The following is a 25,370-nucleotide window of genomic DNA, read 5'->3' on the forward strand; positions in this document are numbered from 1 at the left end:
GTGGAGCGCACCCGCCGCGACCGCCCCGACGCCGAGGTGTTCCGCGAGACCGACCCGCGCAGGCCCGAGGCGGTGATCTCGGCGTCCAGGTCGGCGATGGCCGCATCCAGCGCCGCCACCTCATCCGGAGTCGCGCGGCCGTCCTCCACCATGCGGTCACGCTCGGCGGTGACCATCGCGCGGCGTTCGACCCAGGCGCGTTGCACCTCGCTTGCGGGATCGGGAACGACGGTCGGGTCTTCGCTGAGGTGCCAGCCTTCCTCGCACTGGGTGCGGCGGATCGAGCGCTTGCGCCGCGCGCAGGCGGGGCAGCGGGATTCCAGCGTGGAGTTGCAGGGCACGTCGATGATCTCGGTCCGGCCGGTGGCGATGTCGGTGCGGCGCAGCGCCACCGGCCGGATGCACACCCCCTTCTCGGCGGCGATGGTCTCGGCGACCTCACGCGCCAGGGGTTGGGCGAGGCGTTCGGCCCGCGTGCTCTTGCCGGTCGGGGTGGGCATCACTCCCCCGTTCCAGCGGTCGTAGCGGTCATGTGGTCGATGTCGGCATCGGAGACGAACGCGGCCCGCACCCGCACCGGGACAGGGGAGCCCTCCAGCTTCACAAACCCCACCCCGGGAAGCTCCGGGTCGATGAGGTGGGCGTTGGCGCCCCGGTCCCGGGCGCCTTCCCCGAGGACCATGTCAACCTGGGAGGCTTCGTCCAGACGCAGGGCGATCTTGTCGGGGAAGAGGTTGCGCAGGTTGAGGACTTCTTTGCGGGGGTCCTGGAGCGCGGCCAGGACGCAGAACCCCACCGACCGGCCCTGGCTGGTCAACGTCGCGATGGCGTTCTCGGCGCGGCGGCGGATGTCGCGGTCGGGGTGGTAGGCCGTCAGGAACGCCACCTCGTCCAGGACGATCACGGTGAACGGGTCGCGGGTGGTGGGGGTGTGGATGCGCTGCCGTCCGGCGTAGCGCTCGGCCCGCTCCTGCATCGCGGCCACCGCCGCTTCCAGGAGGGCCACCGCGGATTCGCCGTCGTCGGCGTAGCGGGCGAACAGCGCCCGGCCGTATGACAGCTCCATGCGCTTGGGGTCGATCGCCCACACCTCGGCGATACCGGCCTCGATCGCCGAGGCCATGGCGCGGATGGCCGACCACAGCACCGACCCCTTGCCCGCACCCGTCATCCCGACCGTGAGCACGTGGGTTCCGTGGAGGCGGAGCGTCCACACCTCGCCGTCTTCACACACCCCCACCGGCAGGGCGGAGAAGTCCGGTTCCTCGGGGATCGGCAGGGCGTCGATGGGGTCGGCGAGGGTGTCATAGCGGGGGAACTCCAGCACCACGTCGCGCGGTCCGCGCACCTCGACCCGACAGGAGGGGGCGCCGAACCCGTGCGCCAGCTCGGCCACGCGACCCTCGAACTCGGCCGGGGACGTGCCGGCCACCAGGCGCACCCGGACGCGGTCGGCCCACGCCGAGCAGGTCACCCCGCGAATCTGGGGCAGGTACTGGCGTTCGAGGTAGGACTCGGCCAGACCGGCGACCACCAGGACGGGTTGCCAGTGCCGCTGGTAGATCCACGCCCACCGCCACGCGGCCAGGACCCGCAGCGCCACCACATCACGGAACGAGCGCGGCCACCGCCGCCACCAGACGAGCAGCGCCAGGTCTGCGATGGACCAGCCCACAGCCAGGCCCACCCAGCCCGTGTAGTGCCACAGGGCCGCTGAGGCGGCCACGGTGCCCACGGCCACGGGGAAGCGGAACGGCAGGGCGAGAAGGAAGCGCGCCAGGCGCCACACCCACCCGGCCAGGACGAAGACGCCCGGCGTCTGGACCACCGGGGTGGCGAAGCGGAAGCTCTGCGCCGGGACCGGCGCGGTCGGCTGCACTTGGGCGGCCCCGTTGCTCTTGCGGCCCAGCATCAGAGACCACCCGCCACGTCATCATCGGCGGAGCGAGCGGCGGCCAGTTCGACGCGCGCCGCCTCAGCAACCGCGTGCGTCTGCGGATCGGCCGTGGACTGGGCGATGCGGTCGAGCAGGGAGGACTTCCAGGCCAGCAGCGCCGCACCGTCACCAGCGGAGCGGGACCGCAGCGCGGCCAGGAAGTCGGCGATCTCACGCGGACTCACCCGCGCGGTTCGGTCGGACATACTGAAGACACCTCTTCTGCCATCACGTGATTGGGAAGTCGCGGATCAGAGGGGTTGAAGGGGCGGCCGGGTGCGCCAACACCAACGGCCGCCCCGCTTGGGTTCAGCGGCTGGTTAGGCGGCGTCCTTGGCGGCCGCAGCCGCCGGGGACTTGCGCGAAGCCGAAGTACTGGGGGTCTTCACGCCCCGCGCCCGCAGCGAGTAGGCCACCCGAGGACGGCGGCCGGACTCGTCCACATACGGCATGACCGACATGGCCTCGAACTCGATCGGGCGGAAGGGCAGCCCCGGCACTTCGTCGGGCAGCACCGGGCAGTGCTCGGCGGCCACCTTGACCTTCACCGACTTGGCCTTGCCCCGCGCTTCGGGGTCGGCGTCGATCACGTCCACCGCCCACAGCGGCAGCCCTGTCGCCTTGTCCAGCTGCGGGCGCTTGGTCTCGAAGTCGGTCACCGGCTCCACCCCCAGCGCGAACGCACCGTGGGGGAACACCGTCCCGAAGTCGATCGGCAGCGCACCCTGAATCGCCATAGTGTTCTCCTCAACAGTTCCTTCGGACGACCACTCGTCCGATCAAGTGAGTATCTGCAATGTAGCCGAGCCAGCTTATGTACACAAGTACGTGAGAGGGTTACAAGTGTGTCGCCTTAGGTGGCCGGGTAGCTGTCTTCGAGCTCGTGCAGGTCACCGGGAAGAACGATGTCGGCGACCGCGATGGGGGCGTTCTCGGCGTTCAGGACGGTGGCCAGGATCGCCAGCACGGGGGCGCCCTCCTCGGTGGCCAGCAGTCGGCGTTCCTCAGCCGTGGCCAGGCGCGCGGACAGCCGCTCGGTGATGCGGGCGGGTCGCACCTGCTTGAGCGCCTGAAGGTGTTCGCGGGCGCCGATCGCGATCACTCCGGTGTCGCCCAGGTCGGTGCCGGAAGCGATGTCCAGGGGGAACCACAGCGTGACCAGTTCGCTCGGCGAGTCCTCGTCCAGGATGACGCGCTGGCGGCGGATCAGCGGCGAGTTCTCCGGCACGTTCAGCGCCTCAGCGACCACGGCCGGTGCCGCAGCGCGCCCGGCGGCGGTGACGGTGGTGTCCCCGACGTTCTCGGGAGCGTCGAAGGCACTGGCCCCGGCGTGGGATCGCTCAGCGCCGTGGGCGGGCACGCCTTTGACGAAGGAACCCCGACCATGCTCCCGCTCAATCCACCCCTGCATGCTCAGGATCTGCAACGCTCGCACGACCGTGCTGCGCCCCGAGCCGAACTCCCGCACCAGCCGGGCTTCGGAGGGAAGCATGGTTCCCACGGGGTACGTACCGTCCTCGATGCGGGTCTGGATGGCCTGCACAATCTGTGCGTATTTGGGCGGGGCGAACTCAAGGTTCGACATCACAACCGTCCGGTCACTCTAGTACTCGTCTGGTCAAGCAGCATATGAGGCCACCCTGCATGTCATCCCAGGGAGACGGCCGCAAGTGCGCCATCAGCGCCGCCGGGCGGGGCGGTTACGGACGGGCCGCCGTCACTGAGGCGCCTGAGGGGGTGGGCGGCTCCGGCGCGGCCAGGTCAACGGGCCGGAGCCGCCCTCTCACGCGGCCGGTGGGAAGTCCGTTACCGGGGTTCCCGGCCGCGCAAGCTTGTGGGTGTGTCAGTTGGCGGGCGGGGTGTCGTCCCAGTACACGCCCTCGCCCACCTCGAAGAGGCGATCGTTGATCCAGGGCACCGACAGCATCGATCGGCGCCCGGCACCCGCCGGCGGGTCCTCCAACTGGCGGACGAACCGCTCGATGTCGTGCTCGATCAGCGTCGGCGCGTGGGGGGTGTCGGGATCCTGGGCTGTGGCGATCCACAGGTTTTCGGTGCGGCGGATCGCCCACCGCTTGCCATAGCGCTCCCGGAGCAGCGCCAGCAGCGGGTCAGCGCCCGGGTTCACCGCACAGCCCCGGCACCGACCAGGCCCACCCGCATCGCGCGCAGGCGCTCTTCGCGCAGCGCGGCTTCGGCGGCCTGGCGTTCGCGCACCCGCCGCTCATGGGCGATCAGGTAGGGGCGCACATAGGAGGCGCGGGCGTGCCGAGGCGGATAGGAGCCGTGCCAGGAGGGGGTTAGCATCTTCATCGTTCCACCTGTCTGTGTCAGGTTGGGGCCATGCCCCCGGACGGCGGCCACCGTCGCGGGGGTCTTCTCATTCACCAGAGAACCGGCCGGACCAGGCGCTCAGCACACGTGCGTCGGGGCGGTCCTGCGGTGAGGACGGAGGTCACGCGGCGGCAGCCAGGCCGGTGCCCCGGCACGCGGAGCAGGCCACGACGCGAATGTGGCGTCCGGCGGCGGCCGAACCGACGACCACGAGCTTGCGCGGACGAACGGTCTTACGGCCCCGCCCACGGCAGGACTTGCAGTTCGGGGTTTCGGTTGCGGGCACGGATTCCACTCGGCGTCTCCAGACCGTGCGGGGCCCGAACGTCTTACCGGGGCAAGAAGTCCAGGCCGGGGGGACCGACGCGCCCTCATGTACATGAGACCATCCTCGCTACTCATGTACATAAGTTGCGTGAGACCAGATTGACGCACTCATGTACAGGAGTCAAGGTCACTCAGTCCAAAGAAGTGGACCGGTCTTCCGCACCGCTCAATCCGTGGCCGGAATGCGGTAGTCGAGCACGAATTGGTCTGCCGCCATGATCGTGTCGCAGACCTCGACCACGCGCCCGCGCGTGGTGACGGCGTTGCGGGTCAGATGGATGACGGGCGATCCGGGACTCAAGCTCAGCGCGGTCGCCTCCTGCTTGGTCGCCAGCCGCGCCCGCACGGTCTCGGTGTACTCCAGGAACTCGTGACCGTGCTCTTCCAGCCGCGCGTATATCCCGCCGCCGCCGGGGTTCTCCTCGAACAGCTCGGGGATGTCGCGGGCGACATCCCAGGGCAGGTAGGAGGTCGCCTCTTCGGTCGGTGTGCCGTCGCTAAAGTACAGGCGCCGACGGGCGAGGACCTTGGCGCCGTCCGTGACGCCCAGGCGCTCGGCGATCTCGGCGGGAGCGGCGACCGGGCCGACCGAGAGGACTTGGACCGTCGCCTTCACCCCGGCCTGTTCGGTCTCGGCGATGTAGGCGGCCTTGCCCGCCCGGCGGTGCGAGCGCCGGAACCGGTCGGAGGACTTGCGCGTGACCGGCGGGCGCGACTTCACGAACGAGCCCTTGCCCTGGTAGGTCTTCACCAGTCCGGCGGTACGCAGCTCGGCGACGGCCTTGCGGACGGTGCCCGATGAGACGCCGTAGCGCTCCATGAGCGCGGCCTCACTTGGGATCTCGGCAGCAGGAGCAAGGCGCCCGTCCTTGATCTGCTCTTCAATGTCGTCGGCGATCTGGAGGTACATCGGCTTCGCCGAGCGCGCTCCTGCTGAACTGGCCATGGTCCTTAGGTTCCTCCTATGCTCCTGTACATGAGTAACAGCACCGGAGAAGGCCCGTCAACGCCGCTGCACTCGGTGTCCGTCGCAGGAGCGGTGGTACGTGAGGACGGCCGGCTACTGGCGATCCGCCGGCGGGACAACGGAGCATGGGAGCTACCCGGCGGCGTGCTGGAAATCGCCGAAGCCCCCGAGGACGGCGTTGTGCGAGAGGTCTGGGAGGAGACCGGCGTCCGCGTCGAGGTCGACCAGCTCACCGGTGTCTACAAAAACACCACGCGCGGAATCGTCGCGCTGGTTTTCCGCTGCAAGCCCTCCGGCGGCATCGAGCAGCCAACATCCGAGTCGACGGCCGTCGAATGGCTGACGCCGGAGCAGGTCGAGGAACGCATGTCTGAGGTCTACGCGGTTCGCCTGTTGGACGCCCTCGACAGCAGCAGCCCTCACGTCCGCACCCATGACGGCAAGCGCCTATCCCACTGAGTGCCTTACCCGCGGGCGTAGCCGCCTTCTTTGCCGAATTGGGCTGTATGAGATCAAGGCGACGGCGCTTCGCGCCGTCGCTCCCGGCGGCCGTCCGCCGCTCGGGCTGCGGGCTGCCGCCCGGTCCCGAGCGGCGGACGGATGGCGGGGAGAGGCACGGAACGGAGGCCTGTCCGTATCATATTCCGGTAAAATAACCCCTCGACAATATAGTAAATGAGACTAATCTGAAAATTCCTCGTTTATCACTTGTACTACTGGATCTCCGGTTTTCACATAGGTTTCGGACTCGTCTACTTCCTCTTTGTAGGTGCTTTCGTCAGTTTTCAATGTCTCAACTTTTGTTATTGGAGGATTGGCTAGGTCGCTGAGTCCGGTGAAATGCAACGGTCCTCCAGCGGTTCGGTAGGTGCGAAACGTGCGTCCAACGCTAGATCGAGGCATTAGTCGGACGATCTTCACAACCGTTTTCTCTATTTCTATTGAATCCAGTTCTTCTCCTGTTTCAGGATCGATTATATCTGCTCCATGGCGGTTCAGTACTGCGAATTTCATTCCCGCATGGACGCCGTGGTTCGACCCTCTATTAATTACGATCTCACGGAGATTCAGAACTTTGGCAACTTGTCCTTCGATGCGCTCAGTCAAGGTCGGCCTCCAGTGCGTCATCACCTTCGGAAGAGCTGTCTTCTCTGATCTCTCGCAAAGCTCTACCGTGGAACTCTCGCCAGTCGTCCACGGCGTCGAGCAATCCCTCTTCTATCCAACTCAAATTCACGCTGATCATTCCTAGCGCATTTTTGTGCTTGGTTGGTATGTTGCTGTACTCTGCTAATTTTTCTGATAAAATGCGGGTCGCATTGGCGCGAAGTATCATTTTATGAAGTCTACGCACGGATGCGCGAGCTAGTGTTGGATCCGCCTTTCCTATGGCATGAAAGCGTGCTGCTCCCATGAACTGAAAAACGCCAGATAGTACGGCAATAAGAGCACTAGTTCCACGCGTGGGTTGCTCTTCCGCGCCACTCTCAAATCCCAGGTAAACTGTCAGTGAGAAGCCTAAGAGAACGAGAAGCGAAGCGATTCCGATATCTCGTACTTCGCGCGTTTTGAGAAAGTTCATCAAAGTGCATCCCGCCTGACATGATTGACAAGCACACGCTCTCCCTGGGCTGGCTTGCTGATCCCGTCGCTTGGGGCCACGCGGATGGCTGAGAGATACTGTGCCCTATGCGCTTCCTCTGCCAGAATTTTGCCAGATCGGGGGGTGTGGCGGGGACCGAGGTTCAGCGAAACGAACAAGACCTTGTTGCTGCTCATGTGTGCTGCGGGGAGTTGCGTCCGCCGTGGAGTGCCACGGTGGTACTGATGTTCTCCATCCCGAGGCACTCGGTCGCGCGACTCTGTCTGTCTTCGGTGGCCGGCACCTGCGCGACCAAGCACCTCGGACCGGGACCGTGGTTGCCGAAAGATCGGGGTTGCTGCGGCTGTGGCGTAGGGTCGACGGGTACGCGCGGCGGCGTTGGTGGCGGGCGCGTGGGCTGGGGAGACGAGCACGCCCGTGATGCACATTTAATGCACACGGCGTCGGGAGACTTGGGGAAAACGCGGGAATCGGCGAGATGCGTTGGCCCAGGTAGCGGACGGTTCCGCTTGATCGTCCCAGGTCGCACGGGCACCCCCAGGTGATTTGCATACCGGAGGTCAGGGGTTCGACTCCCCTTGGCTCCACCAGGGTTCTCACAGGTAGAACCAACGACATCGGCCGCCCCCGTCCACGACGGGGGCGGCCGATGCGCATTCAACGCACATGCGCCCGACCGCGCTGCCGCCCGTGCCCGGCAGGTCAGGCCCGGGAGGCCACCCGGCCGTGGTCGCCTCGCTGGGAAGGCCGTTACCTGGTCTCCCGGCGGCGCACGCCGGGCGTCAGTTGGCGGGTGGGGTGTCGTCCCAGTACACGCCCTCGCGCACCTCGAAGAGGCGTTCCTTGATCCAGGGCACCGACAGCATCGATCGGCGCCCGGCACCCGCCGGAGGATCCTCCAACTGGCGGATGAACCGCTCAATGTCGTGTTCGATCAGCGTCGGGGCGTGTGGGGCATGAGGGTCCTCGGCCGTGGCGATCCACAGGTTCTCAGTGCGGCGGATCGCCCACCGCTTGCCATAGCACTCCTGAAGCAGCGCCAGCAGCGGGTCAGCGCCGGCCCCGCAGTACCAGGGGGCTAGCGCCCCCTGGACCCCCACCCCGCGCGGAACCTGGCGCGGGCAGCGTGCGCTCCAGGTCTGGAGGCTCGCGCCAGAACCCGCGCGGGACCGAGGCCGCGCGCCCCCCACCCACGTCACTGACGGGCATCATCAGCCCATGGACGACACCAGCACCCCGCCGCCGCGCGGTCCCCGCCCCGCCCCCGGCCGCACCACCGCCCAGAGGCTCCAGGAGCCCACATCAACTGCCAGGGACGCTACGCCATCGCCTCCTCCGCACCCGCCGAGAGCCTACGCGAAGTCGGGGAGATCCCCGATCTCCCCGACTTCGACGACCGGGCGGGCGAGGACGGCATGTAACCCTGTCAGCCCACGGGCGAGGCTCGAACGGTCACTCGCCCGGACAATCGCACCCAGGATCTACAGGATTGCACCACCACGTTGTGGCCGGCGGATGCGGGCAACCGTCACCCGATCTACGTGATCAGGTCACGGATCGCCGCGGTGACGGCGGACGGCTGTGCTTCCGGGAGGAAGTGGCCGCCGGCCAGGACGAGGGTACGCAGCTCAGTTGTCCAGTCTCGCCAGATGGCCTGCGGATCGAAGGGGAGGACCAGATCGCCGGGATCCTGCCAGATCGCCAAGGTGGGTGCCTGGACACGTTTGCCGCCCTTGCGGTCCTCGGCGTCGTGGGCGGCGTCGATGAAGGCGCTGGCCCGGTAGTCCTGGCAGATCGCGTGGATCGCTTCTGGAGCGCGCGCCGCCCTCAGATAGGCGTCCCGGACCTCGCTGGGGATCGTGGCGGGATCGGTGGCCCAGGTGTCGAAGAAGTGCCCGAAGAAGGTATCGGGGTCGGCGTTGATCATACGTTCGGGCAGATCGTTCGGTTGCGCCAGCAGATACAGGTGGAAGGCGAAGACACCACCCACGCCGTTCAGGGACGCCCACATGTCGACGGTCGGGATGACGTCGATCACCCCGAGGTGGTCGATGGCGGCCGGATGGTCGAGCGCAGCGCGAAAGGCGACCAGAGCACCGCGGTCATGGCCGATGAGGCTGAACCGGTCGTGGCCGAGCACCCGCATGAGCCCCACCACGGTCGCCGCGGTGGCGCGTTTGGAGTACTGCTCAGGGCCGTCTGCCGGCCTCCCGCTCGCGCCGTAGCCCGGCAGGTCCGGGCAGACGACATGGAACCGGTCTGCCAGCGCCGGAGCAACATGCCGCCAGGCCAGATGGGTCTGCGGGAACCCATGCAGCAACAGGACCGGATGTCCGTCACCGCCTAAGGCGACATGCAGATCCACCTCGCCGACTCGAACGGTCTGCTCGTCAAATCCTGGGATGCGAATGCTCACCCCGGCCACGATGCCACCCGGCTACGACATTCCCGTTCCTGCGTGCACCCCCGCCCGCACGCAGGAAGCAGACGCCCGAGGGTGCTGCGTTTGCACATGACGGTGAGGAGTCGGGGGAACAGCAGAGAAGCCCTCTCGCTCAGGTGAGTGAGAGGGCTTCTCCGGTTGGGGCGGGTCTGCGAGGTGTTAGGCGAACATCTCGCTGAGGAGTTCGGGGTCGAGGAGGATGGGGGACGGGCGGTAGGTCGGGGGGTTGGTGGCCATCAGCTCGCGGACGAGGAAGTCCCAGCAGCGGGTGCGGACGTAGGCGAGGCAGTCGATGAAGATGTGCTCGGCGCCGGGGACGATGAGGACTTCGAAGTCCTTGCCGGCGGCCAGCAGGCGGTCGGCCAGGCGCAGGGTGTGCTGCGGGTGGACCTGGTCGTCCATCTCGCCGTGGACGAGGAGCAGCTTTCCGGCCAGGCGGTCGGCGATGTCGGGGTTGGAGGAGCGGGCCCAGGACTCCGGGTCCGCGCCGTCGTAGGTCTCCACGAAGCCGTGGGTGAAGATGCGGGGCTCGTGCGAGCCCGAGAGCGCGACGCCGACCTTGAAGAACTCGGGGAAGGTCAGCATCGCCCGCGCGGCCGCGTACCCGCCGCCGGAGTGGCCGAAGGCGCCCACCCGGTCCAGGTCCATCCACGGGCGGGACTGGGCCAACTGGCGCAGCGCGGCGACGTGGTCGTCCAGGCCGCCGGCGTCGCCCAGGTTGCCGTAGGAGGCGTCGTGGAACGACTTGCTCCGGCCCGGGGTGCCCCGGCCGTCCAGCGCGACCACCACGAAGCCCAGCGCCGCGATGGGCTCCGCGTCGAGGCCCATGCCGCCCGGGTCGAAGCCCGGCTCCACCCGGTTGACCTGCGGGCCCGGGTAGAGGTTGTCGACCACCGGGTAGCTCTTGGCGGGGTCGAACCCGCGCGGCCGGTACAGCACGCCGTAGATGTCGGTCTCCCCGTCGGCCGCCTTCACACAGAAGCGCTCCGGCGCCGTCCATCCGGTGGCGGTGAGCGCGGTGATGTCGGCGCGCTCCAGTTCGACCAGCACCCGGCCGGTCCAGTCGCGGACCCGCGTCACCGGCGGGGTGTCCACGGTGGAGGCGGAGTCGATGAAGTACGTCGTGGTGGGCGCCAGGGTGACGACGTGGTCGAGGTCGTCGTCGGTGATCCGGGCGAACCCGGAGCCGTCCAGGCCGATCCGGCACACCGTGCGCCGGTAGGGGTCGTCCGCCACCAGGCCGGAGGCCGTGAAGTACACCGTCCGCTCGGCCTCGTCCACGTGCAGGATCTCGCGCACCGCCCACTCGCCGGAGGTGACCCGGCCCAGCTCCGCGCCGGTGCGCAGGTCGTAGCGGTAGAGGTGGCCCCAGCCGTCGCGCTGGGAGTACCACAGCACCTCCTCCGCCAGCACCCGCACGATCGGCGCCCCCGACATCCACTGGTTGGGCTCCACGCGGGTGTCGCCGGACTCGCTGAGCACGGCGGTGACCTCGCCGGTGGCGGGGTCGAGGCGGTTCAGGGTGAGGGTGCGCTGGTCGCGGGGCTGGCTGAGGTAGTACACCGCCGAGCCGTCGGCGGACCACCACGCCCACTGGAGCGCGATCGGCGACGCCTGGGGCATGTGCAGCGGCTCGGCTTGCGCGCGGACCACCGTGCCCGCGGCGACGTCCAGCACCACCAGTTCGGCCCGGGGCACGTTCTCGTCGCCCGGGTAGGCGTAGCGCTGGGCGTGCAGCGCCGGGGCGCCGCCGTCGGCGGGCCGGGCCTCCACGAGGTGGGTCTGGCGGACCTCGCGCTCGTCGGTGACGTGGGTCAGCACCCGGGTGGAGTCGGGCGACCACGCCACGATCGGCGGCAGGTAGGGCAGGCCGAACTTGCGCAGCAGGGTGGGGTTGCCCACCGCCTCCGGGTTGGTGGCGTAGGCGCGGCCGGGCTCGCCGTCGGCGGTCAGCGCCCATTCCCGGCCCTCGGCCGGCGCGTGCCCCCACAGGTCGTTGCCGCGCCGCGACACCGCGAGCTTGCCGTCGGGCGAGGGGATGGCCAGGGGGACGCCGGGCGGGGCGGCCTCGGCCCGCTCGCAGGTGTAGGTGGCCAGGTCGCAGCGCCAGTGCTCGCCGAACGCGTCGAACTCCACGCCGGTGCCGGCGGGCTCGATGGCGCGGAACGGCAGCGCCTCGGGATCGACCGGCTGCCCGGCGGCCGCCGCCAGGGCGTCGGCGAGCCGGGCGTGGTCGAAGGCCGGCTCGCGGGTGCCCGCCGCCGGGTCGACCAGCACGAACCGCCGCCCGGTGGGGGTGTTCACGCCGTACCAGAAGCGGGTGCCGGCGTCGATCCACCGCGGACTCACCTTGTCGCCGACGACCAGCTCGCCGGGGCGCGCCATCCGGCGCAGCAGCCGCTCCGCGGCCTGGTAGTTCTCGGTGGTGCTCATGTGGGTTGTGCCTTTCCGGGTGTGGGTCCCCGCCGGGGCGGGGGAGGAGGGGGTGGGGGCGACGGCGCGCAGGACGATGTCGCCGCCGTGGCTGCGGGCGCGGACGCGGACCGTCCGGGCGCCGTGCCCGGGGGTGGTGCGGGTGTCGCGGACCCGGCCGGCCGAGGTGCGCGCGTCGACGTCGGCCGCGGTGTGGTGGGGGACGCCGACCTCGACCGCGCCGAGGGTGGTGTACAGGTCGGCGTCGCCGCCCAGTTCGCCGAGGCGGATGTCGCCGGTGGGGGTCTTGGCGTTGACGGCGGCCCGCGCCACGTCGACGGTGATGGGGCCGTTGGCGGAGTTCACCCGCAGGTCGCCGGCCGCCTCGCCGATCCAGACGCCGCCGCCCATGGTCTTGACCTCCGCGCCGCCGCCGAGGCGGGTCACGCGGATGTCGCCGTTGCCGCTGATGTCGGCCTGGCCGGCCACGCTTCCCACGCTGATCGCGCCGCCGGTGGTCCGCAGCCGCACGGCGGCCGCGCGCTCCACCCGGATGTCGCCGGAGGGCGTCTTCAGCCGGCAGGAGCCGACCGCGCCCTCGACGCGGTAGCCGCCCCGGGCGGTCTCGCCCCGAACGTCGGACCCGGCGGGCAGTTCCACCCGCACCGCGACGGTGCCGTACTCGGTGGTGAAGGCCGTCCGCAGTTGGGGGTGGCGGACGGTGAGCCGCCCGTCGGCGAACGCGACGGCGACCTGCTCGGCGGCGCGGACGTCGGGGTCCCAGGCGGGGTCGGCCGGGCGGACCTCGACGGCGGTGTCGGCGCGGTCGCCGGCGACGAACCGCACCTCGCCGAAGACGATGTCGACCGTGGCGCGGATCGGCTCGGGCGTGTCGAACGTCGGCATGCGGTGTCCTCCTGGGGTCGTGCCCGCCGGCCGGGCACGGGTGGGGGTGTCCGGCGCCGGCCCGCCGCGTGGGGGGCGGCTCCTGATCACGGGCTTCAGCCTGGCCGAGGGCCGTGACACGGGACGGCCACCGCGCTGACACGGGCGCTGACACGGCACCGCCGCGCGTCAGCGGGAGGCGGTGGGTGCGGTCGGCCGGGTGCGGGTGGCGGCCGGGGTCAGGAGGCGAGGGTGGCCGCGACGAGTCGGGTCCAGGGGGTCCGGGTGCCTTCGGCGGCGGCCTCGGCGAACCGCGTGTCGCCGAGGAGGCGGCGCGCCTCCTCTTCGACGCGGAGGGCGTCGGGGTGGGCGCGGTCGGGCAGCCCGCGCACGCCGTCGCCCGCCGCCAGCAGCCGCGCGGCCCCCTCGTGCTGACCGCAGCGCAGGGCGAGGTCGGCGAGCCCCACGAGCGCCTGGGCGATCATCGGCGGGTGCCCCGCCTCGGCCGCCGCCTCGCAGGCCGCCGCGCGGTGCTTGCGGGCGGCGGTGAGGTCGTCGGCGAGGTAGCCGAGCAGGTCGTGGACGACCACGCGGATGTTGGGCCGCCGCGCCTCCTCGCCCAGCGCGTCGGCGGCCGCCGCCAGGTGCCGGTGGGCCTCGTCGGTGTCGCCCCGCCACCGGGCGAGTTCGGCGCGGGCGAAGGCCAACTGCGCCAGAGCGTTGGGCCAGGTCACCCGCCGGGCCCAGCGCTCGGCCTCGGCCACGGCGGCGGCGCTGGCCGCCTCCTCGCCCAGCAGCCAGTACAGCCGGGCCTGCCGCGCCCGCAGCCGGACGGCGTCCTCGACGGCCCCGGCCTCGGTGACGACGCCGACCGCCCGCTCCAGGTGCGCGCACGCGGCGGCGAGGTCGCCGCGGGTGGCGAGCCGGTCGGCCAGTTCGGTCAGCGCGAAGGAGATCCCGAACCGCTCGCCCAGCGCCTCGAACTCGGCGAGGGCCATCTCCAGGTAGGGCTCGGCGTCGTCGCCGCCGTGGCCGCGGACGATCCGCATCTTGCCCAGGTGCAGCCGCGCCAGGGCGCGCACCCAGGGGTCCTCGTCGTCCAGCAGCCGCTCGAACGACGGCAGGAACCCGTCGGGCGAGCGCAGCATGTGCTCCAGCGGGACGATGAGCCCCAGCGCCGGGTGGCGGTGGGGGACGCGCAGGCTCAGCTCGTAGCAGCGGTGGATCCACTCCTCGGCCTCGTGCTCGTCACCGCTCAGGCCGGAGCCGGCGTACATCACGACCAGCGCGTAGACCACCGCCCGGATCTCCTCGGGCACGTCGCCGGGCGCGTTCGCGGCCGCGAGGAGGAGTTCGCCGCCCTCGGCCTTGTGGCCGCCCAGCCACCAGAACCAGCCGGCGGCCGCGGCGAGCCGCATCGCGCCGTGGGCGTCGCCGGCCGCCAGCGCGCCGCGCATCGCGGCGGCGATGTTGCCGTGCTCGGCCTCCAGCACCGCCAGCCACTCCAGTTGCTCGGCGCGGCGCAGGTGCGGCTCGGCGGTCTCGGCGAGTTCGGTGAAGCAGGCCAGGTGCGCCGCGCGCGCCTGCGCGGACTCCCCCGCCTCGGCCAGCCGGTCGGCGGCGTACTCCCGGATCGTGTCCAGCATCCGGTAGCGCGGGGCGCCGCCGCCCTCGGCGCGCACCAGCGACTTCTCGGTCAGCGCGGTGAGCAGGTCGAACACCTGCCACGCCGCCACGGTGCCGCCCGCGCAGACCTGTTCGGCCGCCTCCAGGCTCGCGCCGCCGGCGAACACCGAGAGCCGGCGCAGGACCGCCCGCTCGGCGTCGGAGAGCAGGTCCCAGCTCCAGTCGACCACCGCGCGCAGTGTCCGGTGCTGCGGCACGGCGGTGCGGCTGCCGCCGGTCAGCAGCCGGAAGCGGTCGGAGAGCCGGTTGGCGAGCTGGTCCAGGGACATGGTGCGCAGCCGGGCGGCGGCGAGTTCGATGGCCAGGGGCATCCCGTCCAGGGCGCGGCAGACGCGCGCCATGGTCGCCGGCGCGCAGGCGTCGTCGGCGCCGCCCCCGCGCACCGCGCGGGCGCGGTCGCGCAGCAGCCGCACGGCGGGCGCGGCCGCGATCTCCTCGGGGCCGGCGTCCTCGTCGGGCACGGCCAGCGGCTCGACCGGCCACAGCGCCTCGCCGGTGATGCCCAGCGGCTCCCGGCTGGTCGCCAGGATCCGCAGCCGCCGGCACTCGCCGAGCACCCGGTGGGCGAACGCCGCCGCCTCCTCGATGACGTGCTCGCAGTTGTCCAGGATCAGCAGCGCCTCGCGGTCGCGCACGGCGGCGGCGAGCCGGTCCACCGGGTCCGCGCTCGCGGCGGCGTCGCCCAGCAGGGCGTCGCGCAGGCCGAGCCCGGCCAGCGCCGCCCGCGCGACGTCACCCTCGGCGCGGGCCGCCGCCAACTCCACCAGCCACGCGCCGTCGGGCAGGTCGTCGAGCAGGGCGCGCGCGGTCTCGGCGGCCAGCCGGGTCTTGCCCGAGCCGCCCGGTCCGGTGAGGGTGGTGAGGCGGTGCTCGGCCAGCAGTCCGCGCACGGCGGCGACGTCGGCGTCCTTGCCGATGTAGCTGGTCAGCTCGGCGCGCACGTTGGTGCGGCGGTCGCCCGCGCGCGGGCCGGCCTCGCCGCGCAGCAGGGAGACGTGCAGCGCGGACAGTTCGGGCGAGGGGTCGGCGCCGAGTTCGTCGGCCAGGGCCTGGCGCGTGCGCTGGTAGACCCGCAGCGCCTCGGCGGCGCGGCCGGTGGCGGCCAGCGCGCGCATGAGCGCGGCCACGAGCCGTTCGCGCACGGGGTGCTCGGCGACCAGGTCGCTCAGCTCGGTGAGGAGGTCGGCGCCGCGGCCCAGGGCGAGTTCGGTGTCGAACCGGTCCTCCAGCGCGGCCAGGCGCAGTTCGCCCAGCCGGGCGGCCGCCGCGTCGAGCGCGGGGCTGTCGGCGAGCCCGACGTCGCGCAGGGCCGGGCCGCGCCACAGCGCGGCGGCCTCGCGCAGCAGGTGGACCCGCTGGGGGCCGTCGTCGGCGCGCGCCCGCGCGAGGAGGCGGGCGAACCGCACCGCGTCGACGTCGTCGGGGTCCGCCGCGAGCCGGTAGCCGTCCGCGCTCCCCTCGACCGCGCCCTCCGGCAGCGCCTTGCGCAGCCGCGACACCAGGCGCTGGAGGGCGTTGGCGGCGTCGGCGGGCGGGGCCTGCCCCCAGATGAAGTCCACGAGCGCGGGCTTGGGCACCACGCGCCCGGCATCGAGCGCGAGGGCGGTCAGCAGCCCCCGCAGCCGGGCGCCCGGGACGTCGGCGAGGGCGCCGCCGTGGTCGCGCACCTCGAAGGGGCCCAGCATCCCGATCTTCACGCCGCCGATTGTGCCATGGCAGGTCGGCGGGGTTTCGGGCCGCCCGCGGGCCGTTGGCGGAGGCCGGGCGCCCGGCCCCGCGTCGCGGGTGCTCGGCCGCGGTGCGGGGCCGGGGGCGCGCCCGGGTCACGCCGCAGCGGTGCGGCGGCGCAGGCGGGCGTCGGCCAGGGCCGGGGGCAGGTAGAACGTCATGTCGCGGGCGACGTCGGTGCCCGGGGGGACGATCGCGTCGATGCGGTCCAGGACGTCGTCGGACAGCCGCAGGTCCGCCGCCGTCAGCAGGTCCGCCAACTGCTCGGGGGTGCGCGGGCCGATGATCACCGAGGTCACGTCCGGGTGGCTCAGCACGAACGCCAGCGCCAGTTGGGGCAGGGTCAGGCCGGCGTCGGCCGCCACCGTGCGCAGTTCGGTGACGGCGGCGAGCTTGGCGGCGTTGCCCGGCAGGGCGGGGTCGTACATCGGCGACAGCAGCGCGCTGCGGTGCGCCGTGCCGGGGTCGGCGCCGTCGGGGCCGCCGTACCTGCCCGACAGCCAGCCCGCGCTGAGCGGGCTCCACGTGAGCACGCCCATGCCGTGGCGCCGCGCCGTCGGCAGGACGTCGGCCTCGATGCCGCGCGCCAGCAGGGAGTAGGGCGGCTGCTCGCTGCGCGGCCGCAGCAGCCCGCGCCGCTCGGCCGTCCAGTGCGCCTCCACCAGCTCCTCGGCGGGGAACGCCGAGGTGCCGAACGCGCGGATCTTGCCGGCGCGCACCAGGTCCGTCAGCGCCGCCAGGGTCTCCTCGATGTCGGTGGCGGGGTCGGGGCGGTGGATCTGGTAGAGGTCGATCCAGTCGGTGCCCAGCCGCCGCAGGCTGTCCTCGACCGCCCGCACGATCCAGCGGCGGGAGTTGCCCCGGTGGTTGGCGTCGGGGCCCATGGGGTTGTGGAACTTGGTGGCGAGCACGACGTCGTCGCGCCGCCCCTTGAGCGCCTTGCCGACGATCACCTCCGACTCCCCGTCGGAGTACATGTCGGCGGTGTCCACGGTGTTCACCCCGGCGTCCAGCGCCCGGTGCACCATGGCCACCGCCGCGTCGTGGTCGGTGTTGCCCCAGGCGCCGAGCATCATGGTGCCCAGCGTGAACTCGCTTACGGAGATTCCGGTGCCTCCGAGGATGCGGCGTTCCATGTGAAACCTCGCTTGGTCGCGTGCCGCCCCGGGCGCGGGGTGCGCCGGGGAACGACCACCACCCTGCTGCGGCGCCAGGGGTGCGACCAGGCCCGGCGCTGCCTGGGTCTGGCAGTACCAGGCTGGCTAGTCTGGTGGCCATGGTGCACAGGGACGACGAACTCGGCCGCTTCCTCAAGGCCCGGCGCGCCGCGCTCACCCCCGAGCAAGTCGGGCTGCCCGCCGGGGTGAACCGGCGCCGCGTGGCCGGCCTGCGCCGCGAGGAGGTCGCCCTCCTCGCCGGTGTCAGCGTCGACTACTACACCCGCATCGAGCAGGGCCGCAGCCGCACGGTCTCACCCGAGGTGCTGCACGCCCTGGCCGGCGCCCTGCGCCTCAGCGGCGACGAGCGCGCCTACCTCGACAACCTCGCCGCCCACCACGGCCGGCTGCGCGCCGACCCCGGCTGCGCGCCGCCCGAGGCCCCGCGCGCCGCCGTGCGGCCCGAGGTGCACGCGCTGCTGAACGCCATGGGCGCCGTGCCCGCCTACGTGCTGGGTCCCGGCCTGGACCTGCTGGCGTGGAACCGGATGGGCGCGCTGCTGTGGCCGGGCATCGACGACCTCCCCGAGGCCGACCTCAACGTCGCCCACCTCGTCTTCCGCGAACCGGGCGGTGCCGCGCCGCACACCGACACCGCCGCCCTGCGCCGCGACATCACCGCGCGGCTGCGCGCCGAGACCGGCCGCGCCCCCGACGACCCGCGCCTGTGCGCGGTGGTGCAGCGGCTGCGCCGGTCCAGCGCGGAGTTCCGCGAGCTGTGGGAGTCCCACCTGGTCGAGGAGCACCCGCACGGCACGCACACGCTGCGCCACCCCGAGGCCGGCGTGCTCACCCTGTACTTCGAGAAGCTGCCGCTGCCCGCCGACCCCGGCCAGGTCCTGCTCACCTACGCGGCCGCGCCCGGCAGCGCCGACGAGGAGGCGCTGCGCGCCCTGGCCGCGCGCGGTCCCCGCCTGGCCGTCCGCTGAGGCCGGCCCCGCTCAGCCGGCCGCGTCCGGGGTGAACCCGCAGGCGAGGATCCCCAGCTCGGTCTGGGCGCGCACGGTCGCGCGCTCGGTGCCGGGGTCGGGCGCTCCGGCGCGGAAGAGGTGGGCGAGCACGTAGTAGGTCGCCAGGAGCCAGTTGTCGATGCGGGCGTCGAGGTTGGCGGGCGGCCGGGTGCCGCGTTCGGCGTGGGTCCGCAGCGCCACGGCGGCCACCCCGGGTCTCTTCACGAGCAGCATCTGGTACCACTTCTCCTCCAGCGCCTCGCCCTCGGGGCCGAGGGCGCGCAGGTGGAGGGCCGTCAGCCAGACCGGGGCGTGCGCGTGCCAGGTGGAGACCAGGCCGGCCATGCCCCGCTCGACGTACTCCTCGAGTTGCTCGTCGGGCTCGGCGACGGAGTCGTGGAGGAACCTGTTGTGGCGCTCCATGATGAGCGCGCGCAGGAGCGCCGGGAAGTCCTCGTAGTTGCGGTAGAACGTGCTGCGCGACCGGCCGGAGTGCGCGCAGACCATGTCGACGGTGATCTGGTCGAGCCGGTGCTCGCCCAGCAGGGCTTCGGCGGAGTCCAAAAAGGCCAGCCGTGTCCGTTCCCCACGTATGTTGCGCCGCCTGGGGGCCGACGTGTCATCCGCTTCCGGCATAGGCGCAGCTTACGCGTGCGGCCCGGTCCGGCGGTACCGAGCGGGCGCCGCGGCGGCGGCGGGGGCGGGCGGCGGCGGCCCTCTGGCCAAAAGTGGGACACTATGTATCATATTCGGGGAAGGGTGAGAGACGGGCTCCCCCGCGGCCGCGCGACCCGGCGGCCGCGGTGACCGGGACCCGGCACGTTCACGACCAGGAGGCGGCGCCGCCCCCCGCGCCGCCCGGGCATCCGCCCCCCAACCGCCCAGGTGGTCCCCATGAAGCCTTCCGACATCCTCCCGCTGTACCAGGCCACCGACCGGCTCGACCAGGTGTGCCGCACCCTGCGCCACCGGTTCGGCGACGTCGCCCCCGTGATGCTCGACCCGTACACGTTCGCCTGGCTCACCTTGACCTGGGAGAGCACGCGCGAAGCCATGACCAGCCCCGACTTCTCCGCCGACCCGGACAACTGGCGGGACCGCAACAGCGGGCACGTCCCCCAGAACTCCGGTATCGCCGCCATGCTCGTGCGCCGCGACGCCGCCCGGTGGCGTGACGGCGACGAGCACCGGCGCTACCGCGAGGCCCTCCAGGCCGCCCTCCAGCGCCTCATCGACAACGGCCACGTCCTGCACGCGGTCGCCGACGTGGCCGACCGGATCATCGACCGCATCACCCCGCGCGGGCGCGCCGACCTGATCGGCGACTACGCGGGCGTGCTGTCGGGAATGGTGCTGGCCCGGCTCATCGGCTTCGACCAGGACGAGGCGGAGCGGATCGGCGACGAGATGGCGACCGTCTGGGACGGCGAGCCCGCCGCCGCCTACCAGGCGTGGCTGGAGCTGGACGCCCGGCTGCACCGCCTGGCCGCGGAGCGCCGCCGGCGCCCGGCGCCCAACGACGTGGTCTCCCACCTGGTCCACCACGGGGAGCACAGCGACCAGGAGGCGGCCCACCAGGTCGCCCTGCTCATCGCCGCCGGCTACGACCCGCTGACCCATCTCATCGGCAACACGCTGCGGGTGCTGCTCACCGACGACTCCCTGCGCCGGCAACTGCTCTCCGCCGGCACCGACGTCGAGTCCCTCCTGGACGTCGTCCAGGTGCACAACCCGCCCCTGGCGGTCGTGCCGGGCCGGTGGTGCGTCGTCGACCGGGAGTTCGGCGGCCACCGGGTCCGCGCCGGCGACATGGTGGTCTTCGGCATCGAGGCGACCAACCGGCAGTTGCCCCCCGGAACGCGCGCCCACCTGGGCTGGGGCGCCGGCCCGCACGCCTGCCCGCGTTCCGGCAGCGACATCGCCGGCGTGGTCGCCGCCCACGCCGTCCGCCGGCTGATCACCCGCGTGCCGGTGCGGCTGGCGGTGGCCCCCGACCAACTGGAGCGGCGCGCCTCGCTCGCGATCAACGGGCTGCGGGAACTGCCCGTCCTGCTCAATGCCACCGGCATGGAGGCGGCGCCCACCGTGCCCGAGGAGGCCCCTCCCGCGCCCGCGGGTGCGGCCGAGCCGCCCGCTCCCGTCCGCACCGGCCCGGCACGGGGGTGGATCGGGGCGCTGGCCCGCCTGCTCCTGGGCCGGCGCTGAGGCGCGCGCCCGGGTGGGCGGCGTCCTTCCCGCGGGGGTGGGAAGGACGCCGCGAACCGCGCCCCGCCGGCGCGGTCGGCACCCGGGGCCGCGCACACCCGACCGCGGCCCCGGGCGGTTGGGGTCAGACGTGCACGAACAGGTGGGTGGGGTGGTTCATCATCAGGCTCGGCGCCGGCGGGGAGTCCTGGGCGAGCCGCAGTTCGGGGAACCGCTCGAAGACGGCGGGCAGCGCCACCCCCAGTTCCAGCCGGGCCAGGGGCTCGCCCAGGCAGCGGTGGGGGCCGTTGCCGAAGGCGAGGTTGGAGCGCGGGGGACGGGTGATGTCGAAGGAGGCGGCGTCGGCCCAGCGGTCCTCGTCGCGGCCGGCGGCCTTGAACGCCATCAGCACCGGCTCCCCCTCGGGCAGGGTGACGTCGCCGACGGTGACCTCGCGGCCGGTGAACAGCACCGGCAGCAGGCTGACGCTGGTGTCCCAGCGCAGGATCTCCTCGACCGCCCGGTCCCAGCCGACCTCGCCCCGGCGCAGCAGGTCCAGTTGGTCGGGATGGCGCAGCAGCGCCCGCACGCCGTTGGCGAGCGTGCCCATCGTGGTCTCGAAGCCCGCGATGAAGAACAGGTAGATGGTGTCTCGGAGTTCGGTGTCGGACAGGCGGCCGCTGTCGTCCCTCGCCTGGATCATGGCGCTGATCAGGGCGTCGTCGGGGGTGCGGCGCTTGTCCTCGATCACCCGGGCGATGAGCGCGTGCGCCCGGGCGTTGGCGTCGCCGTCCATGCCCGACAGGGTGCGGGCGGCGATGTCGGCGACCGCGTCGTGGTCGCCGGGCTCGATGCCCAGCAGGTCGGCGATGACCAGGATGGGCAGCGGAACGGCCAGGCGCGCCTTGAGGTCGACGGGCCCGCTCCGCCCGGCCTCGGCGACCTCGTCCAGGAGGCGCCGGGTGAGGTCCTCGACGCGGGGGCGCAGCTCCTCCACGCGCCGCCGCGTGAACGCCTGCTGCACCAGGCCGCGCACCCGGCGGTGGTCCGCGCCGTTGCTGGCCACCATGGACTCCACGCCGACCATGTTGCGCACGATCGGGGAGGAGGAGTCCACCTCTCCCGTCTTCAGGGCGCGCCAGTTGGCGGCGTTGCGCAGGAACGCGCCGGGCTGGTTCCGCAGGGCCGTCCGCAGGGCGTCGTGGTGGGTCAGCACCCAGAAGAGGTGGCCGCCGATGTCCACCTGGGCGAGAGGGCCGGCCCGGTGGAGCCGGGCGGTGAGTTCTTCACTGTCAGCGCCGGGGACGATCGTGATGGGCGGTGCGCTGGGAGGTGTCGACATGGAGGCAGCCTAGCCCGTCGCGACCATTTATGGGACACGGTGTTGCAATTTCGTGCCTGATGCCGGGCGGCGGGGGGCCGGTGCGGCGGGCTGCCTGGTCAGGTGCGTGCGGGCCGGGCGCAGCCACGGGCGCAGCACGGTCCGCGAGCACATCCGGCAGGGGCAGGTGTCGTGCGCTGTGTTCCTCATGCCCGCCAGTCTGGCGGTGCGCCCGGCGCCGCGCCTGAGTAGGCACACCCAGGCGGCCGGGTCCGGCCACGTGATCCGCGCGGCGCGGCGGTGGTGGAAGCAGGCAGTGGGGCCGGGGGGAGGCGGCGCGGTCAGGCGGCGGGCGGCGGGTAGTGCAGCCGGAACGCGCGCAGCACCGCGGGCGTGTGCCGGGAGAAGCGGCCCTCGGCGAAGGCGGTGCCGGGGTCGTTGGCCAACTGCTGGGTGACCACCCCGGCCAGCAGCACCCCCAGCAGTTCCCGCCCCTCGTCGGTGGCGGCGTCGGGGTGCAGGTGGCCCTCGTGCACCGCCCCCGCGACCAGGTCGGCGATGCGCCCCACGGCCTCCAGTGCGGGCGCGTAGGACTCCGCCGAGGGGGTGAACCCCGGCACCGGCCGCCAGAACAGCAGTTGGGCCAGCGGCGGGTGCTCCACGGCCCACCGCAGCCCGGCGGTCACGCCCGCCTCCAGGGCGGGCAGGCCGGGCGGCGCCCCCTCGGCGCCCTCGCGCAGCGCCGCCGAGAACGCCCGCTGGCCCTCGGCGAACAGCGCGTCGTAGACGGCGTTGCGCGAGGAAAAGTACTTGTACAGCGACGGCGGCTGGATCCCCATGCGCCGGGCGATCGCCGACAGGCTCAGCCCGCCCGCGCCCTCCGCCGCCATCAGTTCCGCGGCGATCCGCAGGATCTCGGCCTTGGTGGCCGCCCGCCGCTGCCGGCGGCGGTCGCCGCCGGGGGCCGCCGCGTGTGTGCTCGCCATGGCCGGAGCCTAGCGCATTGCCTCATGGTGGTAGCTTTAGCTATGGCTATTAGCCTTAGCTGATTGGGGGAGCCTCCGTGACCGCCGACCGCGCCGCCGCGCCCATCACCGTCGTCCGCGCCCGCGAGAACAACCTCAAGGACGTCTCGCTGCGCGTCCCCAAGGGCCGGCTCACCGTTTTCACCGGGGTGTCGGGCTCGGGCAAGTCCTCCGTGGTGTTCGACACCATCGCCGCCGAGGCCCAGCGCCGGCTCAACGAGCTGTTCCCGGCGTTCGTCCGCAACCGCATGCCGCTGCGCGAGCGCCCCGGCGCCGACGCCGTGGACAACCTCACCGCCGCCGTCGTGGTGGACCAGCGGCCGCTGAGCGGCAACGCCCGCTCCACCGTGGGCACCGCCACCGAGGTCCACCCCGTCCTGCGGGTGCTGTTCTCCCGCCTCGGCGAACCCGGCGCCGGCCCCGCCTCGGCCTACTCCTTCAACGACCCCCAGGGCATGTGCACCGAGTGCGAGGGACTGGGCCGCGCCGCCCGCGTGGACACCGACCGGCTGCTGGACGAGGACCGCAGCCTCAACGAGGGCGCCATCCGCTTCCCCGCCATGGCCGTGGGCACCGCCTCCTGGCAGCTCTACGCCGAGTCCGGGCTGTTCGACCCCGACAAGCCGCTGCGCGACTTCACCGCCGAGGAGCGCGACCTGCTGCTGCACGGGTCGGGGTTTCGCGTGAAACGTGCCAGCCGCCGCGGCGTGTACCAGAACGAGTACGAGGGCGTGGTCACCGCCATCACCCGCCGCTACCTGCGCCGCGACCCCGACTCCCTGGGCGCCCGCACCCGGGAGGCCGTCGAGCGCGTCGCCGCGACGGGCACCTGCGCCGCCTGCGGCGGCACCCGGCTCAACGAGGCGGCGCGCGCCTCCGTCGTGGCCGGACACACCATCACCGGCCTGTGCGCGCTGGAGATCACCGACCTGGTCGCCGCACTGGAGGGCGTCGAGCGCGGCCTGGGCGGGAGCCCCCGCGAGCGGGCCGCCCGGCCGGTCCTCGCCGCCGCGCTGGCCGTGCTGCGCCGCGTCGCCGACGTCGGGCTGGGCTACCTCAGCCTGGACCGCGCCACCACCACCCTGTCCGGCGGCGAGGCCCAGCGCCTGAAGACCGTGCGCTACCTGGGCTCCGGCCTCACCGGCCTGACCTACGTCTTCGACGAGCCCAGCGCCGGGCTGCACCCGCGCGACGTGCACCGGCTCGGCCGCCTGCTGCTGGAGCTGCGCGACCAGGGCAACACCGTGCTGCTGGTGGAGCACGACCGCGCGCTCATCGCCCTGGCCGACCACGTGGTCGACATGGGGCCCGGCGCCGGCACCCGGGGCGGGCGCGTGGTGTTCGAGGGCACCGTCGAGGGGCTGCGCCGCGCCGGCACGCTGACCGCCCGCCGCCTCACCGAGCCGCGCCGGCTCAAGCCCGCCGTGCGCACCCCCACCGGCGCGCTCACCGTGCGCGGCGCCGACCTGCACAACCTGCGCGGCATCACCGTGGACATCCCCACCGGCGTGCTCACCGCCGTCACCGGGGTCGCCGGATCGGGCAAGAGCAGCCTGGTCACCGGGGCGCTGCCGGCCCAGCACCCCGGCGCGGTCGTGGTCGACCAGTCGGCCGTCGGTGCCTCCGCGCGCGCCACCCCCGGCAGCTACGTCGACGTGCTCGACACCGTGCGCGGGCTGTTCGCCGCCGCCCACGGGGTGCGGCCCGGCCTGTTCAGCTTCAACTCCGCGGGCGCCTGCCCCACCTGCCGGGGGCGGGGCACGGTCCGCACCGACCTCGCGTTCCTGGAGCCGGTCACCGCCGTGTGCGAGGACTGCGGCGGCGGCCGTTTCAGCCCCGAGGTGCTGGAGCTGCGGCTGGCCGGGCGCAGCATCGCCGACGTGCTGGCCATGACCGCCGACGAGGCCGCCGGCTTCTTCACCGACCCGGCCGTGCTGCGCGGCGTGGGCATGCTGCGCGAGGCCGGCCTGGGCTACCTCACCCTGGGACAGCCGCTCAGCACGCTCTCCGGCGGCGAACTCCAGCGCCTCAAGCTCGCCCAGCGCATGCGCGAGGGCGCGGCGGTCTACGTGCTGGACGAGCCGACCACCGGCCTGCACCCCGCCGACGTGGACGCGCTGCTGGAACTGCTCGACCGGATCGTGGACCGCGGCGGCACCGCCGTGGTCGCCGAGCACGACCTGGGCGTGGTGCGCAACGCCGACTGGGTCATCGACATCGGGCCCGAGGCCGGGCGGCGCGGCGGGACGGTGGTGTTCGAGGGGGTCCCCGCCGCGCTCGCCGCGGCCCCCGGATCGGTCACGGGGGAGTACCTGCGCCGCGAACTCGCGGGCGGCCCCGCCTGAGCGCCCG

The 25,370-nt window shown here is 72.6% G+C and carries 21 protein-coding genes; 4 read left to right on the forward strand and 17 right to left on the reverse strand.

Annotated features, from left to right (window positions below):
• From LG943_RS09620 to LG943_RS09655, 8 genes are all read right to left on the reverse strand, one after another.
• The coding region (locus LG943_RS09620; RefSeq protein ID WP_333486349.1) for a replication initiator at nt 1-500 on the reverse strand (500 nt) is incomplete at its 3' end.
• Nucleotides 500-1,912, reverse strand: a complete 1,413-nt coding sequence (locus LG943_RS09625) for an FtsK/SpoIIIE domain-containing protein (RefSeq protein WP_270071881.1) — start codon at nt 1,910-1,912, stop codon at nt 500-502. The genes LG943_RS09625 and LG943_RS09620, both read right to left, overlap by 1 nt.
• A complete protein-coding gene (locus LG943_RS09630; protein ID WP_270071882.1) occupies nt 1,912-2,142 on the reverse strand; it encodes a hypothetical protein in 231 nt (76 codons plus the stop codon). Before LG943_RS09630 ends, LG943_RS09625 begins: the two co-directional genes overlap by 1 nt.
• 114 nt (nt 2,143-2,256) lie before the next feature.
• Nucleotides 2,257-2,673: a plasmid replication, integration and excision activator gene (locus LG943_RS09635; protein WP_270071883.1), complete on the reverse strand. Its 417-nt coding sequence runs from the start codon at nt 2,671-2,673 to the stop codon at nt 2,257-2,259.
• 116 nt (nt 2,674-2,789) lie between these two features.
• Nucleotides 2,790-3,521: a GntR family transcriptional regulator gene (locus LG943_RS09640; RefSeq protein WP_270071884.1), complete on the reverse strand. Its 732-nt coding sequence runs from the start codon at nt 3,519-3,521 to the stop codon at nt 2,790-2,792.
• 258 nt (nt 3,522-3,779) lie between these two features.
• Nucleotides 3,780-4,064 (reverse strand): hypothetical protein, encoded by a 285-nt coding sequence (locus LG943_RS09645; RefSeq protein ID WP_270071885.1) that lies wholly within the window; start codon nt 4,062-4,064, stop codon nt 3,780-3,782.
• Nucleotides 4,061-4,249, reverse strand: a complete 189-nt coding sequence (locus tag LG943_RS09650) for a hypothetical protein (RefSeq protein ID WP_270071886.1) — start codon at nt 4,247-4,249, stop codon at nt 4,061-4,063. Before LG943_RS09650 ends, LG943_RS09645 begins: the two co-directional genes overlap by 4 nt.
• 514 nt (nt 4,250-4,763) lie before the next feature.
• Nucleotides 4,764-5,543, reverse strand: coding sequence for a GntR family transcriptional regulator (locus LG943_RS09655; protein ID WP_270071887.1), 780 nt, complete (start codon nt 5,541-5,543; stop codon nt 4,764-4,766).
• A 30-nt stretch (nt 5,544-5,573) separates the two neighbouring features.
• Between LG943_RS09655 and LG943_RS09660 the strand changes: the two genes are divergently transcribed.
• Nucleotides 5,574-6,023: an NUDIX hydrolase gene (locus tag LG943_RS09660; protein ID WP_270071888.1), complete on the forward strand. Its 450-nt coding sequence runs from the start codon at nt 5,574-5,576 to the stop codon at nt 6,021-6,023.
• A gap of 222 nt (nt 6,024-6,245) precedes the next feature.
• On the opposite strand, the gene LG943_RS09665 is transcribed toward LG943_RS09660, so the two are convergent.
• From LG943_RS09665 to LG943_RS09695, 6 genes are all read right to left on the reverse strand, one after another.
• Nucleotides 6,246-6,671 carry a hypothetical protein gene (locus LG943_RS09665; protein WP_270071889.1) on the reverse strand — a complete coding sequence of 142 codons (426 nt, stop codon included), beginning with the start codon at nt 6,669-6,671 and terminating at the stop codon, nt 6,246-6,248.
• Nucleotides 6,664-7,146, reverse strand: a complete 483-nt coding sequence (locus LG943_RS09670) for a hypothetical protein (protein WP_270071890.1) — start codon at nt 7,144-7,146, stop codon at nt 6,664-6,666. Before LG943_RS09670 ends, LG943_RS09665 begins: the two co-directional genes overlap by 8 nt.
• A gap of 1,558 nt (nt 7,147-8,704) precedes the next feature.
• Nucleotides 8,705-9,583, reverse strand: coding sequence for an alpha/beta fold hydrolase (locus LG943_RS09680; RefSeq protein WP_270071891.1), 879 nt, complete (start codon nt 9,581-9,583; stop codon nt 8,705-8,707).
• Between the two features lie 186 nt (nt 9,584-9,769).
• Nucleotides 9,770-12,928, reverse strand: coding sequence for a DPP IV N-terminal domain-containing protein (locus LG943_RS09685; RefSeq protein WP_270071892.1), 3,159 nt, complete (start codon nt 12,926-12,928; stop codon nt 9,770-9,772).
• Nucleotides 12,929-13,146: 218 nt separating this feature from the next.
• Entirely contained in the window at nt 13,147-16,290 is a 3,144-nt protein-coding gene (locus LG943_RS09690; RefSeq protein WP_270071893.1) for a BTAD domain-containing putative transcriptional regulator, read from the reverse strand.
• Nucleotides 16,291-16,416: 126 nt separating this feature from the next.
• Complete coding sequence (locus LG943_RS09695; RefSeq protein WP_270071894.1) at nt 16,417-17,457, reverse strand: aldo/keto reductase; 1,041 nt, start codon at nt 17,455-17,457, stop codon at nt 16,417-16,419.
• A gap of 140 nt (nt 17,458-17,597) precedes the next feature.
• On the opposite strand from LG943_RS09695, the gene LG943_RS09700 reads away from it, so the two are divergent.
• Nucleotides 17,598-18,467, forward strand: coding sequence for a helix-turn-helix domain-containing protein (locus LG943_RS09700; RefSeq protein ID WP_270071895.1), 870 nt, complete (start codon nt 17,598-17,600; stop codon nt 18,465-18,467).
• A 12-nt stretch (nt 18,468-18,479) separates the two neighbouring features.
• Here the strand turns inward: LG943_RS09700 and LG943_RS09705 are convergent, their stop codons facing one another.
• Nucleotides 18,480-19,052 carry a TetR/AcrR family transcriptional regulator gene (locus tag LG943_RS09705; RefSeq protein WP_270071896.1) on the reverse strand — a complete coding sequence of 191 codons (573 nt, stop codon included), beginning with the start codon at nt 19,050-19,052 and terminating at the stop codon, nt 18,480-18,482.
• Between the two features lie 330 nt (nt 19,053-19,382).
• On the opposite strand from LG943_RS09705, the gene LG943_RS09710 reads away from it, so the two are divergent.
• On the forward strand, nt 19,383-20,693 hold the full coding sequence (locus tag LG943_RS09710) for a cytochrome P450 family protein (protein ID WP_270071897.1): 1,311 nt from the start codon (nt 19,383-19,385) through the stop codon (nt 20,691-20,693).
• Between the two features lie 124 nt (nt 20,694-20,817).
• On the opposite strand, the gene LG943_RS09715 is transcribed toward LG943_RS09710, so the two are convergent.
• Nucleotides 20,818-22,014, reverse strand: a complete 1,197-nt coding sequence (locus LG943_RS09715) for a cytochrome P450 family protein (RefSeq protein WP_270071898.1) — start codon at nt 22,012-22,014, stop codon at nt 20,818-20,820.
• A gap of 320 nt (nt 22,015-22,334) precedes the next feature.
• Complete coding sequence (locus tag LG943_RS09720) at nt 22,335-22,979, reverse strand: TetR/AcrR family transcriptional regulator (RefSeq protein WP_270071899.1); 645 nt, start codon at nt 22,977-22,979, stop codon at nt 22,335-22,337.
• Nucleotides 22,980-23,056: 77 nt separating this feature from the next.
• On the opposite strand from LG943_RS09720, the gene LG943_RS09725 reads away from it, so the two are divergent.
• On the forward strand, nt 23,057-25,363 hold the full coding sequence (locus LG943_RS09725; RefSeq protein ID WP_270071900.1) for an excinuclease ABC subunit UvrA: 2,307 nt from the start codon (nt 23,057-23,059) through the stop codon (nt 25,361-25,363).
• The last annotated feature ends 7 nt before the right edge of the window (nt 25,364-25,370 follow it).

Origin of the sequence: Streptomonospora mangrovi (assembly GCF_027604915.1) — a bacterium.
Classification (GTDB): domain Bacteria; phylum Actinomycetota; class Actinomycetes; order Streptosporangiales; family Streptosporangiaceae; genus Streptomonospora; species Streptomonospora mangrovi.

Bases quoted from the DNA above. Each gene is read 5' to 3' on its own strand.
- LG943_RS09685 (WP_270071892.1), bottom strand. From the start codon at position 12,928: ATGCCGACGTTCGACACGCCCGAGCCGATCCGCGCCACGGTCGACATC.
- LG943_RS09720 (WP_270071899.1), bottom strand. From the start codon at position 22,979: ATGGCGAGCACACACGCGGCGGCCCCCGGCGGCGACCGCCGCCGGCAG.
- LG943_RS09625 (WP_270071881.1), bottom strand. From the start codon at position 1,912: ATGCTGGGCCGCAAGAGCAACGGGGCCGCCCAAGTGCAGCCGACCGCG.
- LG943_RS09650 (WP_270071886.1), bottom strand. From the start codon at position 4,249: ATGAAGATGCTAACCCCCTCCTGGCACGGCTCCTATCCGCCTCGGCAC.
- LG943_RS09640 (WP_270071884.1), bottom strand. From the start codon at position 3,521: ATGTCGAACCTTGAGTTCGCCCCGCCCAAATACGCACAGATTGTGCAG.
- LG943_RS09635 (WP_270071883.1), bottom strand. From the start codon at position 2,673: ATGGCGATTCAGGGTGCGCTGCCGATCGACTTCGGGACGGTGTTCCCC.
- LG943_RS09670 (WP_270071890.1), bottom strand. From the start codon at position 7,146: ATGAACTTTCTCAAAACGCGCGAAGTACGAGATATCGGAATCGCTTCG.
- LG943_RS09630 (WP_270071882.1), bottom strand. From the start codon at position 2,142: ATGTCCGACCGAACCGCGCGGGTGAGTCCGCGTGAGATCGCCGACTTC.
- LG943_RS09710 (WP_270071897.1), top strand. From the start codon at position 19,383: ATGAAGCCTTCCGACATCCTCCCGCTGTACCAGGCCACCGACCGGCTC.
- LG943_RS09695 (WP_270071894.1), bottom strand. From the start codon at position 17,457: ATGGAACGCCGCATCCTCGGAGGCACCGGAATCTCCGTAAGCGAGTTC.
- LG943_RS09700 (WP_270071895.1), top strand. From the start codon at position 17,598: ATGGTGCACAGGGACGACGAACTCGGCCGCTTCCTCAAGGCCCGGCGC.
- LG943_RS09655 (WP_270071887.1), bottom strand. From the start codon at position 5,543: ATGGCCAGTTCAGCAGGAGCGCGCTCGGCGAAGCCGATGTACCTCCAG.
- LG943_RS09660 (WP_270071888.1), top strand. From the start codon at position 5,574: ATGAGTAACAGCACCGGAGAAGGCCCGTCAACGCCGCTGCACTCGGTG.
- LG943_RS09715 (WP_270071898.1), bottom strand. From the start codon at position 22,014: ATGTCGACACCTCCCAGCGCACCGCCCATCACGATCGTCCCCGGCGCT.